This is a genomic window from Streptomyces sedi, assembly GCF_006335015.1.
GTDB lineage: Bacteria > Actinomycetota > Actinomycetes > Streptomycetales > Streptomycetaceae > Streptomyces > Streptomyces sedi.
On sequence record NZ_VDGT01000001.1, the window covers coordinates 330,140 to 349,318 of the forward strand.

Consider the following 19,179-nt stretch of genomic DNA (forward strand, 5'->3'; position numbering starts at 1 on the left):
TCTCACCCGCCGAGGGCCGCCCGGACGATCTTCCGCACCTCCGCGTGCGGCGGAGGGGCGCACTCCCGTTCCGTGCAGAGCAGATGGACCGCGCCGGTGAGCAGCGGGGCGATGGTGCCCACGTCCGCCTCGCCGGCCAGATGTCCTCGTCGCCGCGCGGCGGCCAGACAGGCGCGGATCGTCTCCGTGCCCTCTCCCAGAAGCGGGATGCGAGCCGTTCCCGCCTCGCGCAGCCGGTCCCGCAGGGCGGGGCGAGCGATGATCAGCCCGACGATGGAGACCGTCACCGGTGAGAACAACCGCACCAGCGCTTCGGTGAGATGCTCGACGACATCGTCCTGTCCTGCGGATGCCGACAACGCGCTCGCCTGCCGCTCCCATCGGGCCGTGCGGTCGAGCACGAGACCGGCGAGGAACGCGTCGAAGTCCGCGAAGTGCCGGTGCACCAGCCCTTTCGCGACGCCGGCTTCGGCGGCGACCGCCCGACTGGTCAACGCGCTCGGCCCGTCGCGGAGCAGGACGCGCTCGGCGGCGGCGAACAACTGCTGCTCCGCGTCCCGTATCGGCACTCCGGTGGGCACGCGGCTCTCCTTCCTTCGCGCGAACGCGCGTGTGCCGCCTGGTGGGCACCCGGCCACTCTACGTCGGGGACCATCCGCCGGTCACCGGAACCGTGAACCGTCGCTGGCTTTGTGGGCGTGCGCCCACTCATAATGGGCGCACGCCCATTCCATCCATCGGACGACAGGGAGCTCTCCCATGACGGACTCAACCCCCACCGACGTCCTGATCGTCGGTGCCGGGCCAGTGGGGCTCACGCTGGCGTGCGATCTCGCCCGCCGCGGCGTCGATGCGCGCGTCGTCGAGCGTGCCGGCGCCCACCCGGTCGGGACGCGGGCGCGCGGGGTGCGCGCCCGCACCCAGGAGGTGCTGGAGGATCTCGGCGTGCTCGGCGACGTGACCAGGCACGCCGAGACGCCGCTCCCGACGCGCTTCTACGACACCGAGGGGCGGCTGGTGCGCGAGGCGACGCTCTACGAGGCACCACCTGTTCCGGGCGCCCCGTACCCGGGCAGCCTCATCGTGGGGCAGCAGTTCACCGAGGCCGCGCTGCGCGCGAGGCTGGCATCACTCGGCCGGCACGTCGAACTCGGCGCGGAACTGACCGATGTCGCGCAGGACCACGAGGGGGTCACGGCGTCGATCCGTGCCGGCGGAGAGCCGCGGGCGGTACGGGCGCGCTATCTCGTCGGCTGCGACGGCGCCGGCAGCACCGTGCGCAAGCTGGCCGGGATCAGCTTTCTCGGGGAGACCTGGGACCGGCAGCGCATGTTGTTCGGCAATCTCGACGTCGACGGCCTGGACCCCGCGGTGGCGCACATGTGGGCCACCGGCACCGGCGGCATGGTGACCCTGTACCCGATGCCGAGGAGCCGCACCTGGTTCTTCACCGCGCCGCTGCCGCCGAAGGACGGCCGGGACGACGCGCCCGTCACCCTGGAGACCGTCACCGCGGCGTTCGACCGGCACGTCGGACTGCCCGGGGTGAGCTTCCGCGACGCCGTCTATCTCTCCGTGTATCAGGTCAACATCCGCGTGGTCGACCGGTTCCGCCGGGGGCGCGTCTTCCTGGCCGGCGACGCCGCTCATGTGCACACTCCCGCGGGCGGCCAGGGCATGAACACCGGCATCCAGGACGCCTACAACCTCGGCTGGAAGCTCGCGGAAGCCCTCCGCGGCGCCCCGGCCTCGCTGCTCGACACCTACGAGGAGGAGCGGAAGCCCGTCGCCGAACGCGTGCTGGCCTCGACGACCGCCCGCGGGAAGTCCTGGGCCGGCTCCGACACCGCGCGGGTCTCGGGGCGCATCGTCGACGCCTTCCGGGGCCGCGACCCGTTCGCCGACACCAGCCAGCTCGCCCTCACCTACCGGGGTGGCAGCCTCGCCGTCGACTCGGCCTCCCAGATCGGGATCCGCGCGGGTGACCGCGCTCCGGACGCGCGCTGCACCAGCCCGGCGAACGGCGAACGCGTCAGGCTGTTCGACCTGTTCCGCGGCACGCACGTCACGCTGCTCGTCTTCGGCCGCACCCCCTTCCCACGCCTTCCGGCGGCGACGCGAAGCGCCGTGCGCGCCCACCGCGTCCTCGCCGCCGGCTCCCCGCCCGATCCCTCGGAACCGGCCCTCGTCGACAGCGCCGGTGAGGCGCACGACCTCTACGGCATCGCGGACAGCGGCCTCGTGCTGGTTCGTCCCGACGGCCATGTGGGAATGACGGCGGAGGGTCCGGATGCCGCCGCCGTGGCCGCGTACCTGCGAAGGATCACCGCCGCCGACCCGTCACACCCGGCCCCGTCCCGCGCGGAACGGTGCGCGACGCCGGTGCGCGCGCGGACGAATCCCCGTGAGGGGTCCGACCACTTCAGGCTCTGAGACACCGCGGGGACGGTCAAGCAACCGTGCCCAGCGACACCAAGAGGCCGCCTCCCTCGCGGGAGACGGCCTCTGAGCTGTGGAGCTAAGGAGAATTGAACTCCTGACCTCTTGCATGCCATGCAAGCGCTCTACCAACTGAGCTATAGCCCCTTGCCTGGTCCGCCCGAGGTTTCCCTTTCGGGTTCCCCCTGGCGGCGATGCCTACTTTACACACTCCCCCGGGCCCTTTGCCAATCCGTTGGGGGCGGGCCCCGGACAGGCGGAACGGGGGTCGGTCAGACGCTCGCGAACGAGTAGAACCGCTTGAGGGCGCAGTGCTCGTCCAGGAGACGACCGTAGATCGGCTCGCCCTCCAGCTCGCGGTAGACCTCGATCGGGTCGCCCTTGATGATCAGGGCGCGGGCGCACTCCACGCACCAGTACTGGTAGGCGACGTTGACCGGCTGGAGGTCGCGCACAATGGGCGTGCCAGCGCCGCACCAGTCGCACTTCCTGCTGTGTGCACCCATACGGTCAGCTCCACCCTCGGTTGTGGGCCGTGCACACGAGGCATACCCCTCCGTCGCCGCCGGGTCACTCGCCGGAGCGCCCGCTGCCCGGCGTGTCCACGATTCTGCCATGTCACGGGCTTTCCGATAAGCCGCTTGATCCCGCCTCCCCGACAAGGAGACGGGATCGAGACCAGCGAACCCCCCGCTTCGCCCGCCGTTGGGCGGGATGTCGCCGGCGCTTCAACGCCCGCGCGAGCGGCGCGGAACCGTCTCGGCGAGCCCGGGGGAGGTCGCCGTTCGGCTCGCCCCTCGGCTCACCCGTCGGCGGTCAGTTCCTCCAGCACCGGCACCAGTTGTTCGAGGGCGTGCGGGATGGAGAGCGGGGTGTTGGCGGCGAACGGCTCGCCGACCTCGCGCTCCATCACGGTCGCGCGGCCGTCCTCGACGGCCGGCAGTGAGCGGTACAGCGGGTCGTCCTCGATCATGGAGGCGTCCACGCCGATGACGGTCATCAACATCACGTCGGCGTCCAGGAGTTCGAGCCGCTCGTGGGAGATCGAGACGGAGAACGCGTCGGTGGCCTGCTCCTGGATCTCCGCGTTGTTCTCGAAGCCCAGCGCCTCGACGAACTCCACGCGCCCGCCGCCCCGCACGTAGGCGCCCCAGCCGCCGCTGTAGAGGCTGCCGACGGTGATCTCCTTGCCGGCGAACTCGGGGTGTGCCTCGGCCTGCTCGGAGAACTGGCCCTCCAGGTCGGCGATCAGCTCCTCGCCCCGCTCCTCGCGGCCGAGCGCGGTGGCGACCAGCCGCGTCTGCTCCTGCCAGGAGATCTTGTACTCGCCGGCGTCCGCGTCCGGCACGCCGACGGTCGGCGCGATCCGCGACAGCTGCTCGTAACGCTCCTCGTCGCCGCTGGACTTGGTGTCGAGGATGAGGTCCGGGTTCAGCTCGCTGATGCGGTCGTACTCCGGCTCCAGCGTGCCGATGATCTCCGGTGACTCGTCGTAGAGCCCCTCCGCCCACGGGCCGACGCCGTCGCCGCCGAACGCGAGCCAGTCGCTGGCGCCGACCGGCTGGACGCCGAGCGCCAGCGCGGTCTCGGCGTCGCCCCAGCCGAGGGCGAGCACCCGCTGCGGCTCCTCGGCGACGGTGACCTCGCCGAACTTGGTCGGGACGTCGACGGGGAACGCGCCCGAGTCGCCGGACTCCCCGGACTCCCCGGACTCCGGGGACGACTGGTCGTCCCCCTCGTCCTCTCCGGACCAGGCGCAGGCGGTGGACAGGGCCAGGAGCAACGCCGACAGGCCCACTCCGGTGCGGGTGAGCCGGGAGCGCCGGCCGTGGCGGGAGACACGTGCGTACATGCCGGTTAGGTTAGCCTAACCTCAGCCGCTTTCGGCGGGGAGGTGCCGGTCGTCACAGTGGTGCCGCCCCACGGGCACCACCATCGGTGTTCCGGAGAGCGGGTCGGTCAGCAGCAGGCACCCCATGCCGAAGACCTCGGCCACCACGTCCTCGGTCAGCACCTCGGCCGGCGCGCCCTGGGCGACGATTCGCCCGTCGCGCATCGCCACCAGGTGGTCGGCGTAGCGGCAGGCCAGGTTGAGGTCGTGGAGCACGGTCACCACCGTGGTGCCCTCGGCCCGGTTGAGGTCGGTCAGCAGGTCGAGGACCTCCACCTGGTGCGGCAGATCCAGGTACGTGGTCGGCTCGTCCAGCAGCAGCAGGTCCGTGTGCTGCGCCAACGCCATCGCGATCCACACCCGTTGGCGCTGCCCGCCGGACAGCTCGTCGACCGGGCGGGCCGCCAGCTCCGCCACGTCGGTGGCGACCAGCGCCTCCGCCACCGCCGTCTCGTCCTCGGCCGTCCACCGCCGGAACCAGCCCTGGTGCGGGTAGCGCCCCCGGCTGACCAGGTCCGTCACCGTGATGCCCTCCGGGGCCAGCGGGCTCTGCGGCAGCATCCCGAGCCGGGCGGCCACCTCCCTGGTGGACAGCTCGTGGATCGCGCGCCCGTCCAGCAGCACCGCGCCGGAGGCGGGCGCGAGCAGCCGCGCCATGCCGCGCAGCAGCGTCGACTTGCCGCAGGCGTTGGGCCCGACGACGGCCGTGAACCGGCCGGGCGGCACCTCGAACGACAGCTCCCGGACGACCTCGCGCCCGTCGTAGGCCAGCACCAGCCGTTCGGTGCTCAGCGTGTGCCTGTCCGTCATCGCCCTCTCCCCGCGTCGTGCGTCCGCTCCGTTCCGTCCGTCCCGTCCGTTCCGGATCATCCGCCGCGCCCCTTCCGGTTGGCCCGGGTGAGCAGCCACAGCAGATAGGGGGCACCGATGATGCTGGTGACCATGCCGACCGGGAACTGGTTGGAGCCCAGGGCGTGTTGGGCGACCTGGTCGGAGACCAGCACGATCAGCGCGCCGATCAGCGCGGACGGCAGCAGCGCCGGCGCCTCGCGCCCCAGCAGCCGCCGCGCGATCGGCCCGGAGACGAAGGCGACAAAGCCCACCGGCCCGGCCGCCGCCGTCGCCGCCCCGGTCAGCGCGACCGCGCAGCCGATCAGCGCCACCCGCGAGCGCTCCACCCGGGTGCCGAGCGCGCTGGCCGCCTCGTCGCCCAGTTGCAGCGTGCCGAGCGAACGGGCCGCCGCCACCGTCAGCGGGAAGAGCAGCACGACGGCGGCCAGCAGCGGGCCGACGTGCTCCCACGTCCTGCCGTTGAGGCTGCCGGCCAGCCAGATCCGCGCCTCCTGCGCGACCACGGCCGAGGAGCGCGTCATCATGTGCGAGACGACGCTGGTCAACGCGGCGGCCACGCCGATGCCGACGAGCACCAGGCGCTGCCCCGACACCCCGTTCCGCCAGGCCAGCAGGTAGATCAACGTGGCGGCCAGCAGCGCCCCGCCCAGCGCGGAGAGCGACATGGCGGCGCCGCTCAGCCCGAAGGCCACGCTGGCGACCACGGCCGCCGCGCTGGCGCCGGCGCTGATGCCGATCACGTCCGGGCTGGCCAGCGGGTTGCGCAGCAGCGTCTGGAAGAGCGCGCCGGCCAGCCCGAAGCAGAGCCCGACCAGCAGCCCGGTCAGCGCGCGCGGCAGCCGCAACTCGACGACCAGGTAGTACGTGGCGCGGGTGCCGCCCCCGCCGAGCGCCTCGACGACCTCGCCGAGCGAGACGGTCCGCGTGCCGTAGAGCACGCTGCCGACGAACGCCGCGGCGACCAGCACCACCAGCACCGCGGAGACCACGACCTCGCGCCGCTGCCGCGTCCGGCGGGTGCCGCGCACCGAGGCGCGGGCCGCCGCCACCCGTTCGGTGACCACCGCGCTCACAGCTCGGCCGTCTTCCAGCGCCGCACCAGCAGGATGAACGGAACGGAGCCCAGCAGCGCCGTCACGATCCCGACCTGGATCTCCGAAGGCCGGGCGACCAGCCGCCCGATCACGTCGGCGGTCAGCAGCAGCGCCGGCGCCACGACGGCCGCGTAGGGCAGCACCCAGCGGTAGTCGGAGCCGGTCAGGGCGCGCACCATGTGCGGCACCACCAGCCCGACGAAGACGATCGGCCCGCACAGCGCCGTGGCCGAGCCGCAGAGCAGCACGACGGACAGCGCGCCCATCGCCCGGACGAGACCGACGCGCTGCCCCAGGGTGCGGGCCATGTCCTCGCCCAGCGCGAGCGTGTTGAGGAAGCGCCCGCTCAGCAGCGCGCCGACGGCGCCGACAAGGATGAACGGCGCGGCCTGGCCGACGATGTCCGCGGTCCGGGAGAGCGTCCCGACCTGCCAGAACCGGTACTGGTCGAAGGTGTCGGTGTCGCTGAGCACCAGCGCCCCGGTGATCGAGCCGAGCGCGGCCGTGGTGGTGGCGCCGGCCAGCGCGAGCTTGACGGGCGTCGCGCCCTCGCGGCCCACCGCGCTCACCCCGTAGACCAGCAGCGCCGCCAGCAGCGCGCCGACAAAGCCGCACCAGACGTAGCCGGAGAACGAGGAGAGCCCCAGCCAGCCGATCCCGATCACGACGAAGAGCGCGGCGCCCGCGTTGATCCCCAGCATCCCCGGGTCGGCCAGCGGGTTGCGCGCCACACCCTGCATCACCGTGCCGGCGAGGCCGAGCGCGGCGCCGACCAGCAGCCCGGAGAGGGTGCGCGGCAGCCGCAGATGGCGCACGACCAACTGGTCGCGGTCGGTGGGGTCGTAGTCCGTGAGCGCGGTGACGACCTTCCCCGGCGGCACGCTCTCGGCGCCGAACGCGAGGCTCGCCGCGCAGGCCAGCAGCAGGAAGAGCAGCCCGACCAGCAGCCCGGCGACCAGCCTCGGCCGCCCGGTGACACGACGGCGCCCGGTGTCCTCGGCGTCCCGGGGCGGCGCGATCACCATCCCGGCGCCCCGGTGACGGGCATGACGACCGCTGTGCTCCCTGCCGACATGCCGTTTCCCCGCCGCTCGCCCGTGCCTCTACTTAGGCAAGGCTAGCCTATGTGTCGACGACGATCGGAGGGGGCGTGGGAGCGGTGGCCGGCCAGGTCTCGGGCTTCCACAGGCCGCCCTTGGTGAGCGAACGCGAGCAGTGCCGGTAGACCTCGCGGGTGCGGATGACCAGCGCCATCTTCGGCGGCACCCCGTTGAGGGCGAGCTGGTCGAAGAACGGCGCGTCCCGCACCAGCCGGGCGGTGCCGTTGATGCGCAGCGTCTCGCCATGGCCCGGCAGGAAGAAGATCGTGCCGACCTGCCCGTTGCTCAGCACGTTCCGCCAGCTGTCGGCCCGGCGGTTCCCCGGGCGGTCGGGGATGACCAGGGTGTTCGAGTCCAGCACCTTGGCGAAGCCCGGCGGGTCGCCCTTGGGCGTCACGTCGCAGCTGCCGTCCGCGCCCGAGGTGGCGATCAGACAGAACGGGGAGAGCGCCAGCCACTGGCGCTCGAAGTCACCCAGGTCGGAACGGACCTTGGCGATCACGATCGGGTGCGGGGGGCCCAGCAGCTCGGCGAACTCGTCCTCCGAGGTGACGGGCACGCTCCCCGCCAACGGGTCGTCCACCACTGTCGTCGCCCGGTCCGGCTCCATGGCCGACCTCCCCTCCTCGATCGGCGACAGGTCACACACCCGCCCGAATCGTGCCGGACGCGCTGACACCACCCTGGCACGGGCATTCGACGGACGAACACGCAGGTGTCCGCAACGGGGTCGAACGACCGCCCGGGCACCGCTGTCGACCGCTCCCCCAGCCTCTCGGGGCAATACGCCTAGACGTCGTCGCCGATGACCGGCTCGGGGAGGGATCCCGCGTTGTGCTCCAGCAGACGCCAGCCGCGCACGCCCTCGCCGAGGACGGACCAGCAGCAGTTGGAGACGCTGCCCAGCGCCTCCCAGCTCTCCGGCGCCAGACCCAGCAGCCGCCCGATGGTCGTGCGGATGGTCCCGCCGTGGCTGGCCACCACCAGCAGCCCGCCGGGCGGAAGCTTCTCCACCGCGCGCTCCACCACGGGCGCCGCCCGGTCCGCGACCTCGGTCTCCAGCTCGCCGCCCCCGCGCCGCACCGGCTCACCGCGCTTCCACGCCGCGTACTGCTCGCCGAAGCGCTCCTCGATCTCCGCGTGGGTCAGGCCCTGCCAGTCCCCCGCGAACGACTCGCGCAGCGCCGCCTCGTACGACACCGGAAGGCCGGTGACGGCGACCAGCTCGGCGGCCGTGGCCCTCGCGCGCCGCAGGTCGGAGGAGACCACCGCGTCCGGCCCCAGCCGCGCCAGCAGCCCGGCGGCCCGCCTGGCCTGCGCGACACCCACCTCGGTCAGCTCGATGTCGGTGGTGCCCTGGAAGCGGCTCTCCAGATTCCATGCCGTCTGGCCGTGCCGCCACAGCACGATCCGCCGGCCGCCCGGGGCGCTCAGGAGGGCTCACCGCCCGCCGTGTCGTCCGCCCCGGCCTCGGACTCGGCACCCCGGCCCCTGGTCGCCACGGCGTCCTCGGGGAGCGCGATCTCCGGGCAGTCCTTCCACAGGCGCTCCAGGGCGTAGAAGACGCGCTCCTCCGAGTGCTGCACGTGGACGACGATGTCGACGTAGTCCAGCAGCACCCAGCGGCCGTCCCGCTCGCCCTCGCGCCGCACCGGCTTGGCGTCCAGCTCGCGCAGCGCCTCCTCCACGCCGTCCACGATCGCCCTGACCTGCCGGTCGTTGGGCGCGGACGCCAGCAGGAAGGCGTCGGTGATGGCCAGCACGTCGCTGACGTCGTACGCGATGATGTCGTGCGCCAGCTTGTCGGCGGCGGCCTGGGCGGCGGCCCTGACCAGCTCGGTGGCGCGGTCCGTGGCGGTCACAGCTGCGGCAGTCTCCTCGGTGATCAGAGGTCGGTGCGCTCCGCTGTCACGGGCGTCGGCGGTCCCGTGACCCGACCCTGGAACCCCAGGGTCTCATGTCCCACTGACGGTCACGGCTCATAGTCCTGCCCCAGCACCACCGTCACGTCCGCCGTCCCCGGGCCGTCGCCCTCGGTGACCACTTCCTCCGGCAGGCCCAGGGTCCGCGCCGCGTTGAGGGCGGTCTCACGGTGCTCCGCGACCTCGTAGAGGATGCTCGACTCGGCGGCCGTGTCATCGACCACCCGGTTGTCGACCACCGTCAGACCGGCTCCGACCAGGGCGATCCTCGCCATCTCGCCGAGCGCGCCGGTGCCGGACGCGTCCCTGACCCCGAAGCGGACCACACCGCCGGACTGCGCGTTGCTGACCGAGCCGCCCAGCACGTCGTGGACCAGGCCGTCGGCCGTCTCGTCACTGATCGTGCCGTCGTCCTCGACGGGGAGCGGCGCGGTGGTGTACTCGCCGGACTGCGCGTAGCCGGCGAGCGTGGCCAGGCTCACGCCCAACTCCTGCTCGGAGAGCGAGGGGTCGTGGATCTGGCGAAGGTTCTCCATCGCGGTGACGGCCTGCGAGTCGGTGGCCGGCAGCTTGTCCAGCACCGCCTCCATCACCTGCCCGAAGCGGGCCAGCTGCGCCGACTGCGGCTCCTCCTCGGCGCGGTAGGTCGCGTAGGCGACGGCCTCCTGGCCGGCCAGCCGCACCTCGTCGCCCGCCTCGACCAGCGGGCCCTCGTCGTCCTCCCCGCCCGGCACCTCGGTGTCGGTGGCAACGGTGATGCCGCTGACGAGGTCGACCAGGTTCGCCAACGAGGGGGTGTTCAGCCGCCAGGTGCCCTTGATCTCCGCGCCCAGCAGCGCGCCGACCGCGTCCCGCACCGAACCGGCGCTCTCGTCGGACACGGCCTGGCCGAGGGTGGTGGCGCCGCCGTCGGGGGTGACCGCCAGCTCGTTGGGCAGCAGCAGCGTCGTGCCGCTGCCGCTCGTCTCGTTGGCGACCAGCAGCGCGGTGGAGGTCTCCTGCGAGTCCACCGGCCACAGATGGACCACGATCACGTCCCGCGCCTCGGCGCCGCCCCCGGTGGCGCCCTCCTCGGCGTCGCCGCCCAGAAACGGCAGCCGGTCGGTCGACCACAGGAAGCCGACGCCGCCGAGCAGCGCCAGCACCAGCGCGATCACCAGCAGCCGCTTGCGGCTGCGCCCGCGCCGCTTGGCCTCCTCGCGGCGCTCGGTGCGGCTCTCGCTGAACTTCAGCCAGTCGATGACGTCCTCGGACTCCTCGGTCTGCTCGTCGACGAAGGAGAACTGCTCGGTCTCGTACGACTCGTCGGGCGACGGCCGGCGCTGCTCGGGAACGGTCGCCCGGCGCGGCTCGGCGTCCGCCGGCGGCACCGGCGCCTGCTGCCCGGTGTCCTCGACGGGCGCCTGGCGACCGGTGTCCCACCCGTCCGCGACGGGGGCCTGCCGCCCCGTATCCCAGCCCTGGTCCGTCACCGGAGCCTGCCGCCCCGTATCCCACCCCTGGTCCGTCACCGGAGCCTGCCGCCCCGTATCCCACCCCTGGTCCGTCACCGGAGCCTGCCGACCCGTGTCCCACTCGCCCGTCACCGGCGGCTGCGGGCCGGTGTCCTGGCTGGTGCCCTGCGGGTAGCCGTAGCCGGGCTGCTGGTAGCCGTAGTCGGGAGCCGACGGAGGCACCGGGCGCTGGGCGCCGGTGTCGGAGGCGTAGGGGTCCCACTGGTCGTGGCCGGGCCGCGTTCCGCCGTAGCCCTCCTGGCCCTGGTAGCCCTGGTAGCCCTGCGACTGCTGACCGGGGTCCTGGTACCCCTGTCCGCCGCCGCCACGGTAGTCGTGCTCCTGGTAGCCGTAGCCGCCGCCGTAGCCGTCCTGGTAACCCGAGTGGTCCGCGGTCCCCCGGTCGCCGGCCTGGTCCTGCGGGGGCTGGTGGTACAGCGGGCGCCCGTACGCGTCATAGCCGTAGATCTGCCCGTACGGCTGCTGTCGGTCGTTCACCAGTGCCGCCCTTCGGTCCGTTCAGCGGGTGGGTTGCGACGGGTCCCGGTAGAGGGCGCGCTTGTTGATGTAGCGCACCACGCCGTCGGGCACCAGATACCAGACGGGATCGCCACGGGCCACCCGGGCCCGGCAGTCGGTGGAGGAGATGGCCAGCGCCGGCACCTCGATCAGCGAGACGCCGCCCTGCGGCAACCCGGGGTCGGCCAGCACATGACCCGGCCGCGTCACCCCGATGAAGTGCGCCAACGAGAACAGCTCGCCGGCGTCCCGCCACCCCAGGATCTGCGCCAGCGCGTCGGCGCCCGTGATGAAGAACAGGTCCGCGTCCGCGTACTCGGCACGCAACTCCCGCAGCGTGTCGATGGTGTACGTCTTGCCGCCCCGGTCGATGTCGATCCTGCTGACCGAGAACTGGGGGTTGGAGGCCGTCGCGATGACGGTCATCAGATAGCGGTCCTCGGCGGGCGAGACCGACCGGTGCCCCTTCTGCCAGGGCTGCCCGGTCGGCACGAAGACGACCTCGTCCAGGTCGAACCGCGCGGCCACCTCACTGGCCGCGACGAGGTGCCCGTGGTGGATGGGGTCGAACGTGCCGCCCATCACCCCGAGCCGCCGCTTGCCGTCGGCTATCCGGTCTCGCATGGGGCAGACCCTAGCGGTCGCGGTTGAGCCGGGTGGTGATCCAGAGCAGCAACAACAGGCCAGCCAGCGCGCCGCCGCCGATGGCGTAGGCGTTCAGACTGTCGTGCGCACCCCCCTCGGAGGCGAGCGGAAGCAGTGCCTCGGTGACGGAACTGTCGGCGGTCAGGGCGTTGATCTGGGTCATGCGACGGCCTATCCGGGAACGGGACGCTGGGACGTAGGGTCATGGTATGCGGAGGCGGAGGCGGCAGCCTCTTGCCCCCACCCGTCCGTGCGGTTCAGGGTGGGCTGACGGCCGCATCACGGACGGAGGGGGCGGACATGACGGACAACACGGGGCAGGGGAACGACGCGGACGGCCCGGACGGCCCGGGCGGCGACCACGGGGAGGGCGCCGGGGGCGCCGCGCACCCGGGCGACGAGGTGGCGGGCCGGTCGGAGACGGGGGTCGAGTCGACGGTGAGCCGACCCGACGACGGGCGGCGGCGCTTCCCCGGGATCTCCTCGCGCGCGTATGAACACCCGGCTGATCGTTCGGCGTTGGTCGCCCTTCGAAAGTTGACCGGTTTTGACACCGTGTTCAAGGCGCTGAGCGGGATGGTGCCGGAGCGCAGCCTGCGGCTGCTGTTCCTCTCCGACTCGGTGCGGGTCGACGAGCGGCAGTTCGCGCACCTCCACGAGATGCTGCTGGACGCCTGCGCGATCCTGGACCTGGACCGCGTTCCGCCGCTCTACGTCTCGCAGGACCCGAAGCCCAACGCGATGTGCATCGGGCTCGACCAGCCGGTGATCGTGCTCACCACCGGCCTGGTCGAACTCCTCGACGACGAGCACGAGATGCGGGCCGTCATCGGTCACGAGGTGGGCCACGCACTCTCCGGCCACGCGGTCTACCGCACGCTGCTGCTCTTCCTGACCAACCTCGCGGTCCGGGTCGCGTGGATCCCGCTGGGGAACGTGGCGATCATGGCGATCGTCACGGCGCTGCGTGAGTGGTTCCGCAAGTCCGAACTCTCCGCCGACCGCGCCGGCCTGCTCGTCGGCCAGGACCCCGAGGCGTCGATGCGCGGCCTGATGAAGCTGGCAGGCGGCAACCACCTGCACCAGATGAACGTCGACGCGTTCCTCGAACAGGCCAGGGAGTACGAGTCCGGCGGCGACCTGCGCGACTCGGTGCTGAAGATCCTCAACGTGCTGCCGCGCACCCACCCGTTCGCCGCCGTCCGGGCCGCCGAGCTGCACGACTGGGCGAGGACGCGGGACTACCAGCGGCTGATGGACGGGCACTACCCGCGCCGCGACGAGGACGGCGACGCGTCCGTCAGCGACTCGGTCCGCGAGTCGGCCGGCCACTACGCGCGAACGGTCCGCACCAGCAAGGACCCGTTGATGCGGCTGGTCAACGACGTGGCGGGCGGCGCGAGCGATCTCGGCGGAAAGCTGCGGGACTTCGCGACGGGCCGTCGCCCCGGGGGCGAGACACCGCCCGACCAGTGACCGGCGGCCGACCACCCGCCTTGCCGGCGCGGCACCGTAGTCGCCTGGCCCCCGCCACCCAGCATTCACGCAGTTCCCACCGGCGTGCCAGGGGCGCGGGGAACTGCGCGAGCAACCACCCACCGGGCCGAGGACGACAACCCACCCAGACCGGCAAGGTCCGTAGTCGACCAACCCCCGCCACCCATGCACCGCGCAGTTCCCCGCGCCCCCAAGACCGCCACCGGCCTGACAGGGGCGCGGGGAACTGCGCGAGCAACCACCCACCGGGCCGAGGACGACAACCCACCCAGCCACGAAGCTCCGTAGTCGACCAACCCCCGCCACCCATGCACCGCGCAGTTCCCCGCGCCCCCAAACAGGCCGCCACCAACCCAGGCCGGCAAGGCCGGTAGTCGCCCCCCTGCTACGTCACGTTCAGCTGACCGGGCGTGAGGGTCGCGCAGAGCACGGGGCGGTCCTGTTCGGCGGTCAACGGGTCGATGCCGCCGGCCAGTCGCTGGGATGTCGTCTCCCCGGCCAGCAGCGGCGCGAACGCGTCGGCCGGGTCGGCCTCGCAGGCCATCGGCCCGGCCAGGGTGTCCACCTGCCGCAGCACCACGTTGCGGTCCCGCAGCTCCTCCTTGCCGAACTGGAAGCGCACCTCGCGCCGCACCCCGAAGAGCGAGGCCGGCGCCCCCATCGACTCGGGGGAGCGCAGGGCGTAGACGAAGACGTGGTGCCCGGCTATCTCCAGCATGTCGTCGGTCGCCTCGGTGAAGGTGAAGACGCCGTCGACCCGCACATGGGGGTCGGCCATCTCCACGCGCTCCCGGTCGAAGCGCACCAGCCAGTCCGTGGCCCAGGAAGGGCCGCCTTCGCCGTCCATCGCCACGTCGAACTGGTCCTGCTGCTCGACCCCGAGCAGCTCGCGCACCTCGCTGAGGGAACCGCCGACGAGAACGTCCGGGTTGAGCGCGCTGGCCGTCAGGTACTCCTTGGCGAGGGTCAGCGCGGTCAGCACCTGCTCCCGGGAGAAGTGCGTGGTCGACTTCGGGTCGGGGAGTTCGAGGCCGCCGGGGCCGACTCCGAACTCGCGGACCGGGCCGGTCCCGTAGAGCAGCTCCACGTCGATCTCGCCCGGCACCTCGCCGTCCGGCACCAGCGCCACCGTGCTCCCGGCGGGGCGGCCGGCTGCCAGCGAACGCGGGGACTGATAGGGGTTGTTGGCGCCCAGATAGATCGCCGCGGCGAACGCCAACAGGATGATCATCGCCAGGGCCAGCCCCTGCTTGGGCACCGTGCGGACGATGCCCAGCGGCTGCTCGGGCGCCCGGTCGCGCACGGCGACCGTGTGGTCCACCAGCCGCTGCTCGGCCGAGTACTCCTGGAGGCGCGCGGAACTGACGAACGAGTCGTCGAAGACGATCGATCGGTACTCCTCGTCCCCCGCTCCCGAGGAGCCACCGGGGCCTCCTTCGGGAGGGTCAGGTCTCCCGGCCACCGCTCCAGCCTAGGACTCCTCCGGAGGTGCCAAAAGCCCCCTCGGGCGGGGATTTTGCCCGATCGGCGCTCGGCCAGCAGCCGAACCCGGGGAATCGGGGCGCGCGGACGGCGCTCACGGGCCCCCCTCGACCAGCTCCGCGCCCCCCGCGAAGGTCTCGCCGGCCGGCGTCCCCGTGGCCTGCGGCGCGCTCTGCCCGGGGCGAACGGTCGGCGGCGGCGCCGGCCGTTGCTCGCGGCCGGAGCTGGCGCGTTGGATCGCTATCAGGGTCAGCGCGATCACGCTGAGGCTCATCACCATCGCCAGCACGCAGGCCACCGGCCGTTGCCAGCGCATCGGCCGCCGCGCCCGGCCCGCGGGCGCCGGGGCCCGGCGCGCGGGCAGCGCGGAACCCGGCTCCGCGCGCTCGTGCGGGTCATCGGAGTCGGCGGGGTCGGGAAGGTAACGGGTGTAGTCGGAGCGGTCGAAACGGCCCTCGTTCTCCGGGGAGTCCGGGTCGTCCAGCTCCGCGAGAGCGTCCAGCTCGTCGAGGCCGTCCGAGCCGTCGGGGTCGTCCCGGCCGTCCCGCACGGCCGGCTCCTCGGCGTCCGTCCGCCCCTCGGCGCGCTCCCACGCCTCCGTGCCCTCGAACCGGCCGAACGACCGGCCGCCCCCGGGGTCGAGGTCGGGGTCGCGGTAGAAGCCCGGCCCCTCGGGGTCGGCCCGGCCGGCGGCGGCAGCGCGGGACCGCTCCTCCGCGCTGGGCTCGTGGACGCGGGCGGCGGTCACGAACTCCTCGTCGAACACCACGGCGGCAAGGGCCTCGTCGGCCGCCCCCGCTTCCTGGCTGTCGGGCCCCTCGCCGTCCGGGAACGGCGGGCCCCCCACGTCGTCCGGCACCCTTCCAGCGTAGGGCGAAGAAGGCGGCTTAGGGAGGCCCGAGGGGAATTCACCCCCGGGTGTGACCCTCTCCGGTCACCACATAGGTCGTCGAGGTCAGCTCGGGCAGCCCCATCGGGCCACGGGCGTGGAGCTTCTGCGTGGAGATGCCGATCTCGGCGCCGAAGCCGAACTGGCCGCCGTCGGTGAAGCGCGTCGAGGCGTTCACCATCACGGCCGCCGAGTCCATCCGGGAGACGAAGCGCCGCGCGGCGGCCGTGTCGCCGGTGACGATCGCCTCCGTGTGGCCGGAGGTCCAGCGGCGGATGTGCGCCACCGCAGCGTCCAGGTCGGGCACCACGCCCGCGGCGATGTCGTAGCTCAGGTACTCCACCGCCCAGTCCTCGTCCGTGACGGCGGCCACCTCGATGCCCGCCTCCGCGCCCGCCCGACGCCACGGCTCGTCGCCGTGCACCGTCACGCCGGCCGAGGTCAGCGCGGCCAGCGCCATCGGCAGGAACCGGTCCGCGACCGCCTCGTGCACCAGCACGGTCTCCGCCGAGTTGCACACGCTGGGGCGGTCCGCCTTGGAGTCGACCAGGATCCGCACGGCGCGCTCCAGGTCGGCCGCCGCGTCCACGTAGACATGGCAGTTGCCCGTGCCGGTCTCGATCACCGGGACCGTGGACTCGGTGACCACCGTCTCGATCAGCGAGGCGCCGCCGCGCGGGATCAGCACGTCCACCAGGCCGCGCGCCGTCATCAGCTCGTGCACCGAGTCCCGGCTCTCGCCGGGGACCAGCTGCACCGCGTCCGCCGGCAGCCCGACGGAGACCACGGCGTCCCGCAGGACCGCCACCAGCGCCGTGTTGGAGGCGTGGGCGGAGGAGGAACCGCGCAGCAGCACCGCGTTGCCCGACTTCAGGCAGAGGGCGGCGGCGTCCACCGTGACGTTGGGCCTGGCCTCGTAGATGATGCCGACGACGCCGAGCGGCACCCGGACCTGACGCAGCTCAAGGCCGTTGGGCAGGGTCGAGCCGCGCACCACCTCGCCGACCGGGTCGGGCAGCGCGATCACGTCCCGCACGTCGGCGGCGATCGCGGCGATCCGCTCCTCGGTGAGGGTCAGCCGGTCCACGATGCCGGCGGAGGTGCCGTTGGCCCTGGCCCGCTCGACGTCGCTCCCGTTGGCCTCGACGACCTCGGCGGCCCTGGCGACCAGCGCGTCGGCGACGGCCGCCAGCGCGGCGTCCCGCGCGGTGCGCGGCAGCGGCGCGAGGTCGGCGGCGGCCACCCTGGCGCGGCGCGCGGTGGCGAGGACGGCGGAGTCGGAGAAGGCGGTCGCCGAGGGCGCTGTGCTGCTCATGCCGTTACCCTAACGGCCGGCACCGACAACGGGCGTGCCGATCACGTCAGTACGGATGGACCCCGACCGGATGCGCCGGCGGTGGCCCGTACCCCTCGGAGATCCGCTGCTGGTAGGTGTCCCGGCCGATGACCTCCAGGCCGACGATCTCCCAGGCCGGCAGCTTGGCGGTGCGCCGGTGCTCCCCCCAGAGCCGCAGCGCCAGCGCCGCGGCGTCGTGCAGGTCCCTGGCTTCCTCCCAGTACCTGATCTCCGCGTGGTCCTCGGCGTAGCGGCTGGTGAGCAGGAACGGATGGTCGTCCGCCAGCCGCTCCAGTGCCCGCCGCACGTCGGCCAGCGGAACGGACCGCCCCGCGACGCTCAACGTGATGTGCCACAGCCGCGACGGCTGCTCCTCGGTGCTCCCCCGTGCTCGCTCCGCGTGGGCGGGATCGTCCCGCTCGCGGGCCGGCCGGCCTCCTTCGACGCTGGCCAGTCGTCTCACCGACAGCCTCCTGACATGGTGCGAAGTCCTGCTGCGTGTGCGGTCGGGTGCCGGTCGGGCACCACGCACGAGTGGACCAGCTCACCCGCCCCGCCGGGTGCTTTTCCACGAACCTTCGGTGGAAAGGCTGGTCTTTCACAGATCCGGCGCCGGCCCGGCGAGCCTCCCGTGTACGGCCCCCTCGGGATGACTTATGCCCGCAACAGCACCAGGTCATCGCGATGGATCACTTCTCTTTCGTAGTCGGGCCCTAGCTCGCGCGCCAGTTCCCTGGTGGAACGGCCGAGCAGCCGCGGCAGCTCCCTGGCGTCGAAGTTGACCAGCCCGCGGGCGATGGCACGGCCCGACTCGTCGCGCAGTTCGATCGGTTCGCCGGCGACGAACTCGCCGACCACGTCCGTGATCCCGGCCGGCAGCAGCGAGCCGCCACGCTCGGTCACGGCCCGCACCGCGCCGGCGTCCAGGACCACCGCGCCGCGCGGTACCGAGGCATGGGCGAGCCACAGCAGCCGGCCCGTGGCGCGGCGCCCGGTCGGCCGGAAGTAGGTGCCGGTCGGCGCGCCGGACAGCGCGTCGGCGACCTGGCTGGCCGCCGTCAACACCACGGGGATCCCCGCCTCGTTGGCGATCCCGGCCGCCTCCACCTTGGTGACCATCCCGCCCGTGCCGACGCCCGCCTTGCCGGCGCGGCCCAGCTCGATGCCGGCCAGGTCGTCGGGGCCCTCGACCCGCGTGACACGGCTGCTGGTCGGGAGGGCCGGGTCGCCGTCGTAGAGGCCGTCGACGTCGGAGAGCAGCACCAGCAGGTCGGCCTTGACCAGGTGGGCCACCAGCGCCGCCAGCCGGTCGTTGTCGCCGAACCTGATCTCGTCGGTCGCCACCGTGTCGTTCTCGTTGACCACGGGAACGGCACCCATGGCGAAGAGCTGGTCCAACGTCCGGTAGGCGTTGCGGTAGTGCGCGCGACGGCTGGTGTCGGTCGTGGTCAGCAGCACCTGCCCGACGCGGCGGCCGTAACGGGCGAACGAGGCGGTGTAGCGCGCCAGCAGCAGCCCCTGGCCGACGCTGGCCGCGGCCTGCTGGCGGGCGAGGTCCCGCGGTCGCCCGGTGAGGCCCAGCGGCGCCAGTCCCGCGGCGATCGCACCGGACGAAACCAGTACGATCTGCCTCCCGTCCTGTTTCACCAGCACATCGACCAGCGCGTCCACCCGGTCGGCGTCCAGCCCGCCGGCCGCCGTGGTCAGCGAGGATGAGCCGATCTTGACCACGATCCTGCGGGCGTCGGAGACGTCCTGCCGTGCCGCTGTCATGGCACCTTCCTGTTCACGTTCGCTCTCCGGCCCGGCCGCGCGCCGCGCGATATCCGCGGTCCGCCGCCCCCGCGTCTAGGGCGCCGGCGGAGCGCGGGTCCGAACCATCCGGGCACCGCGACTCCCCCACGACCTGGGACCTCCCGGGGCACGCCCGACACCGGGCCGGTCTGCCGACCGTAATGTATGCCACCCCGCTCGTCGGACGCTCTGCCGTTTCATCGGAGGCCCCCGCGCGCGGCCACCC

At 73.0% G+C, this 19,179-nt stretch carries 19 protein-coding genes and 1 tRNA gene; 2 read left to right on the forward strand and 18 right to left on the reverse strand.

Annotated elements, in window-relative coordinates; genetic code table 11:
• Window positions 1-2: 2 nt before the first annotated feature.
• Complete coding sequence (locus FH715_RS01310) at window positions 3-581, reverse strand: TetR/AcrR family transcriptional regulator (protein ID WP_139640108.1); 579 nt, start codon at window positions 579-581, stop codon at window positions 3-5.
• A gap of 178 nt (window positions 582-759) precedes the next feature.
• Between FH715_RS01310 and FH715_RS01315 the strand changes: the two genes are divergently transcribed.
• On the forward strand, window positions 760-2,433 hold the full coding sequence (locus FH715_RS01315; RefSeq protein ID WP_139640109.1) for an FAD-dependent monooxygenase: 1,674 nt from the start codon (window positions 760-762) through the stop codon (window positions 2,431-2,433).
• A gap of 80 nt (window positions 2,434-2,513) precedes the next feature.
• Here FH715_RS01315 and FH715_RS01320 read toward each other — a convergent pair.
• The 12 genes from FH715_RS01320 to FH715_RS28000 all read right to left on the reverse strand — a co-directional run bounded on the left by FH715_RS01320 (window position 2,514) and on the right by FH715_RS28000 (window position 12,118).
• Window positions 2,514-2,586: transfer RNA gene (locus FH715_RS01320), tRNA-Ala, on the reverse strand.
• Between the two features lie 125 nt (window positions 2,587-2,711).
• Window positions 2,712-2,945, reverse strand: a complete 234-nt coding sequence (locus FH715_RS01325; protein WP_049575784.1) for a hypothetical protein — start codon at window positions 2,943-2,945, stop codon at window positions 2,712-2,714.
• Window positions 2,946-3,241: 296 nt separating this feature from the next.
• On the reverse strand, window positions 3,242-4,291 hold the full coding sequence (locus FH715_RS01330) for an iron-siderophore ABC transporter substrate-binding protein (protein WP_139640110.1): 1,050 nt from the start codon (window positions 4,289-4,291) through the stop codon (window positions 3,242-3,244).
• A 21-nt stretch (window positions 4,292-4,312) separates the two neighbouring features.
• Complete coding sequence (locus tag FH715_RS01335) at window positions 4,313-5,140, reverse strand: ABC transporter ATP-binding protein (protein WP_139640111.1); 828 nt, start codon at window positions 5,138-5,140, stop codon at window positions 4,313-4,315.
• A 56-nt stretch (window positions 5,141-5,196) separates the two neighbouring features.
• Entirely contained in the window at window positions 5,197-6,255 is a 1,059-nt protein-coding gene (locus FH715_RS01340) for a FecCD family ABC transporter permease (protein WP_139640112.1), read from the reverse strand.
• Window positions 6,252-7,301 (reverse strand): FecCD family ABC transporter permease, encoded by a 1,050-nt coding sequence (locus tag FH715_RS01345; RefSeq protein ID WP_139640113.1) that lies wholly within the window; start codon window positions 7,299-7,301, stop codon window positions 6,252-6,254. Before FH715_RS01345 ends, FH715_RS01340 begins: the two co-directional genes overlap by 4 nt.
• Window positions 7,302-7,398: 97 nt before the next feature.
• Window positions 7,399-8,025: an MSMEG_1061 family FMN-dependent PPOX-type flavoprotein gene (locus FH715_RS01350; protein ID WP_246108476.1), complete on the reverse strand. Its 627-nt coding sequence runs from the start codon at window positions 8,023-8,025 to the stop codon at window positions 7,399-7,401.
• Between the two features lie 140 nt (window positions 8,026-8,165).
• Window positions 8,166-8,786: a histidine phosphatase family protein gene (locus FH715_RS01355; protein WP_211367397.1), complete on the reverse strand. Its 621-nt coding sequence runs from the start codon at window positions 8,784-8,786 to the stop codon at window positions 8,166-8,168.
• A 20-nt stretch (window positions 8,787-8,806) separates the two neighbouring features.
• Window positions 8,807-9,238 (reverse strand): ribosome silencing factor, encoded by a 432-nt coding sequence (rsfS, locus tag FH715_RS01360; RefSeq protein ID WP_139640115.1) that lies wholly within the window; start codon window positions 9,236-9,238, stop codon window positions 8,807-8,809.
• Between the two features lie 110 nt (window positions 9,239-9,348).
• Window positions 9,349-11,289 (reverse strand): LCP family protein, encoded by a 1,941-nt coding sequence (locus FH715_RS01365; RefSeq protein ID WP_139640116.1) that lies wholly within the window; start codon window positions 11,287-11,289, stop codon window positions 9,349-9,351.
• A 21-nt stretch (window positions 11,290-11,310) separates the two neighbouring features.
• Complete coding sequence (gene nadD, locus FH715_RS01370; protein ID WP_097232951.1) at window positions 11,311-11,934, reverse strand: nicotinate-nucleotide adenylyltransferase; 624 nt, start codon at window positions 11,932-11,934, stop codon at window positions 11,311-11,313.
• Window positions 11,935-11,944: 10 nt separating this feature from the next.
• Window positions 11,945-12,118, reverse strand: coding sequence for a hypothetical protein (locus FH715_RS28000; RefSeq protein WP_170184595.1), 174 nt, complete (start codon window positions 12,116-12,118; stop codon window positions 11,945-11,947).
• 137 nt (window positions 12,119-12,255) lie between these two features.
• On the opposite strand from FH715_RS28000, the gene FH715_RS01375 reads away from it, so the two are divergent.
• Window positions 12,256-13,431 (forward strand): M48 family metallopeptidase, encoded by a 1,176-nt coding sequence (locus FH715_RS01375; RefSeq protein WP_211367367.1) that lies wholly within the window; start codon window positions 12,256-12,258, stop codon window positions 13,429-13,431.
• A gap of 406 nt (window positions 13,432-13,837) precedes the next feature.
• Here the strand turns inward: FH715_RS01375 and FH715_RS01380 are convergent, their stop codons facing one another.
• The 5 genes from FH715_RS01380 to proB form a co-directional block, all read right to left on the reverse strand.
• Window positions 13,838-14,914: an SCO2583 family membrane protein gene (locus FH715_RS01380; RefSeq protein WP_139640117.1), complete on the reverse strand. Its 1,077-nt coding sequence runs from the start codon at window positions 14,912-14,914 to the stop codon at window positions 13,838-13,840.
• Between the two features lie 114 nt (window positions 14,915-15,028).
• Entirely contained in the window at window positions 15,029-15,793 is a 765-nt protein-coding gene (locus FH715_RS01385; RefSeq protein WP_139640118.1) for an SCO2584 family spore wall biosynthesis protein, read from the reverse strand.
• A gap of 49 nt (window positions 15,794-15,842) precedes the next feature.
• On the reverse strand, window positions 15,843-17,138 hold the full coding sequence (locus FH715_RS01390; protein ID WP_139640119.1) for a glutamate-5-semialdehyde dehydrogenase: 1,296 nt from the start codon (window positions 17,136-17,138) through the stop codon (window positions 15,843-15,845).
• A gap of 46 nt (window positions 17,139-17,184) precedes the next feature.
• Window positions 17,185-17,691, reverse strand: a complete 507-nt coding sequence (locus FH715_RS01395; protein WP_425472644.1) for a hypothetical protein — start codon at window positions 17,689-17,691, stop codon at window positions 17,185-17,187.
• A 122-nt stretch (window positions 17,692-17,813) separates the two neighbouring features.
• Entirely contained in the window at window positions 17,814-18,932 is a 1,119-nt protein-coding gene (gene proB, locus FH715_RS01400; RefSeq protein WP_139640121.1) for a glutamate 5-kinase, read from the reverse strand.
• Window positions 18,933-19,179 lie beyond the last annotated feature (247 nt).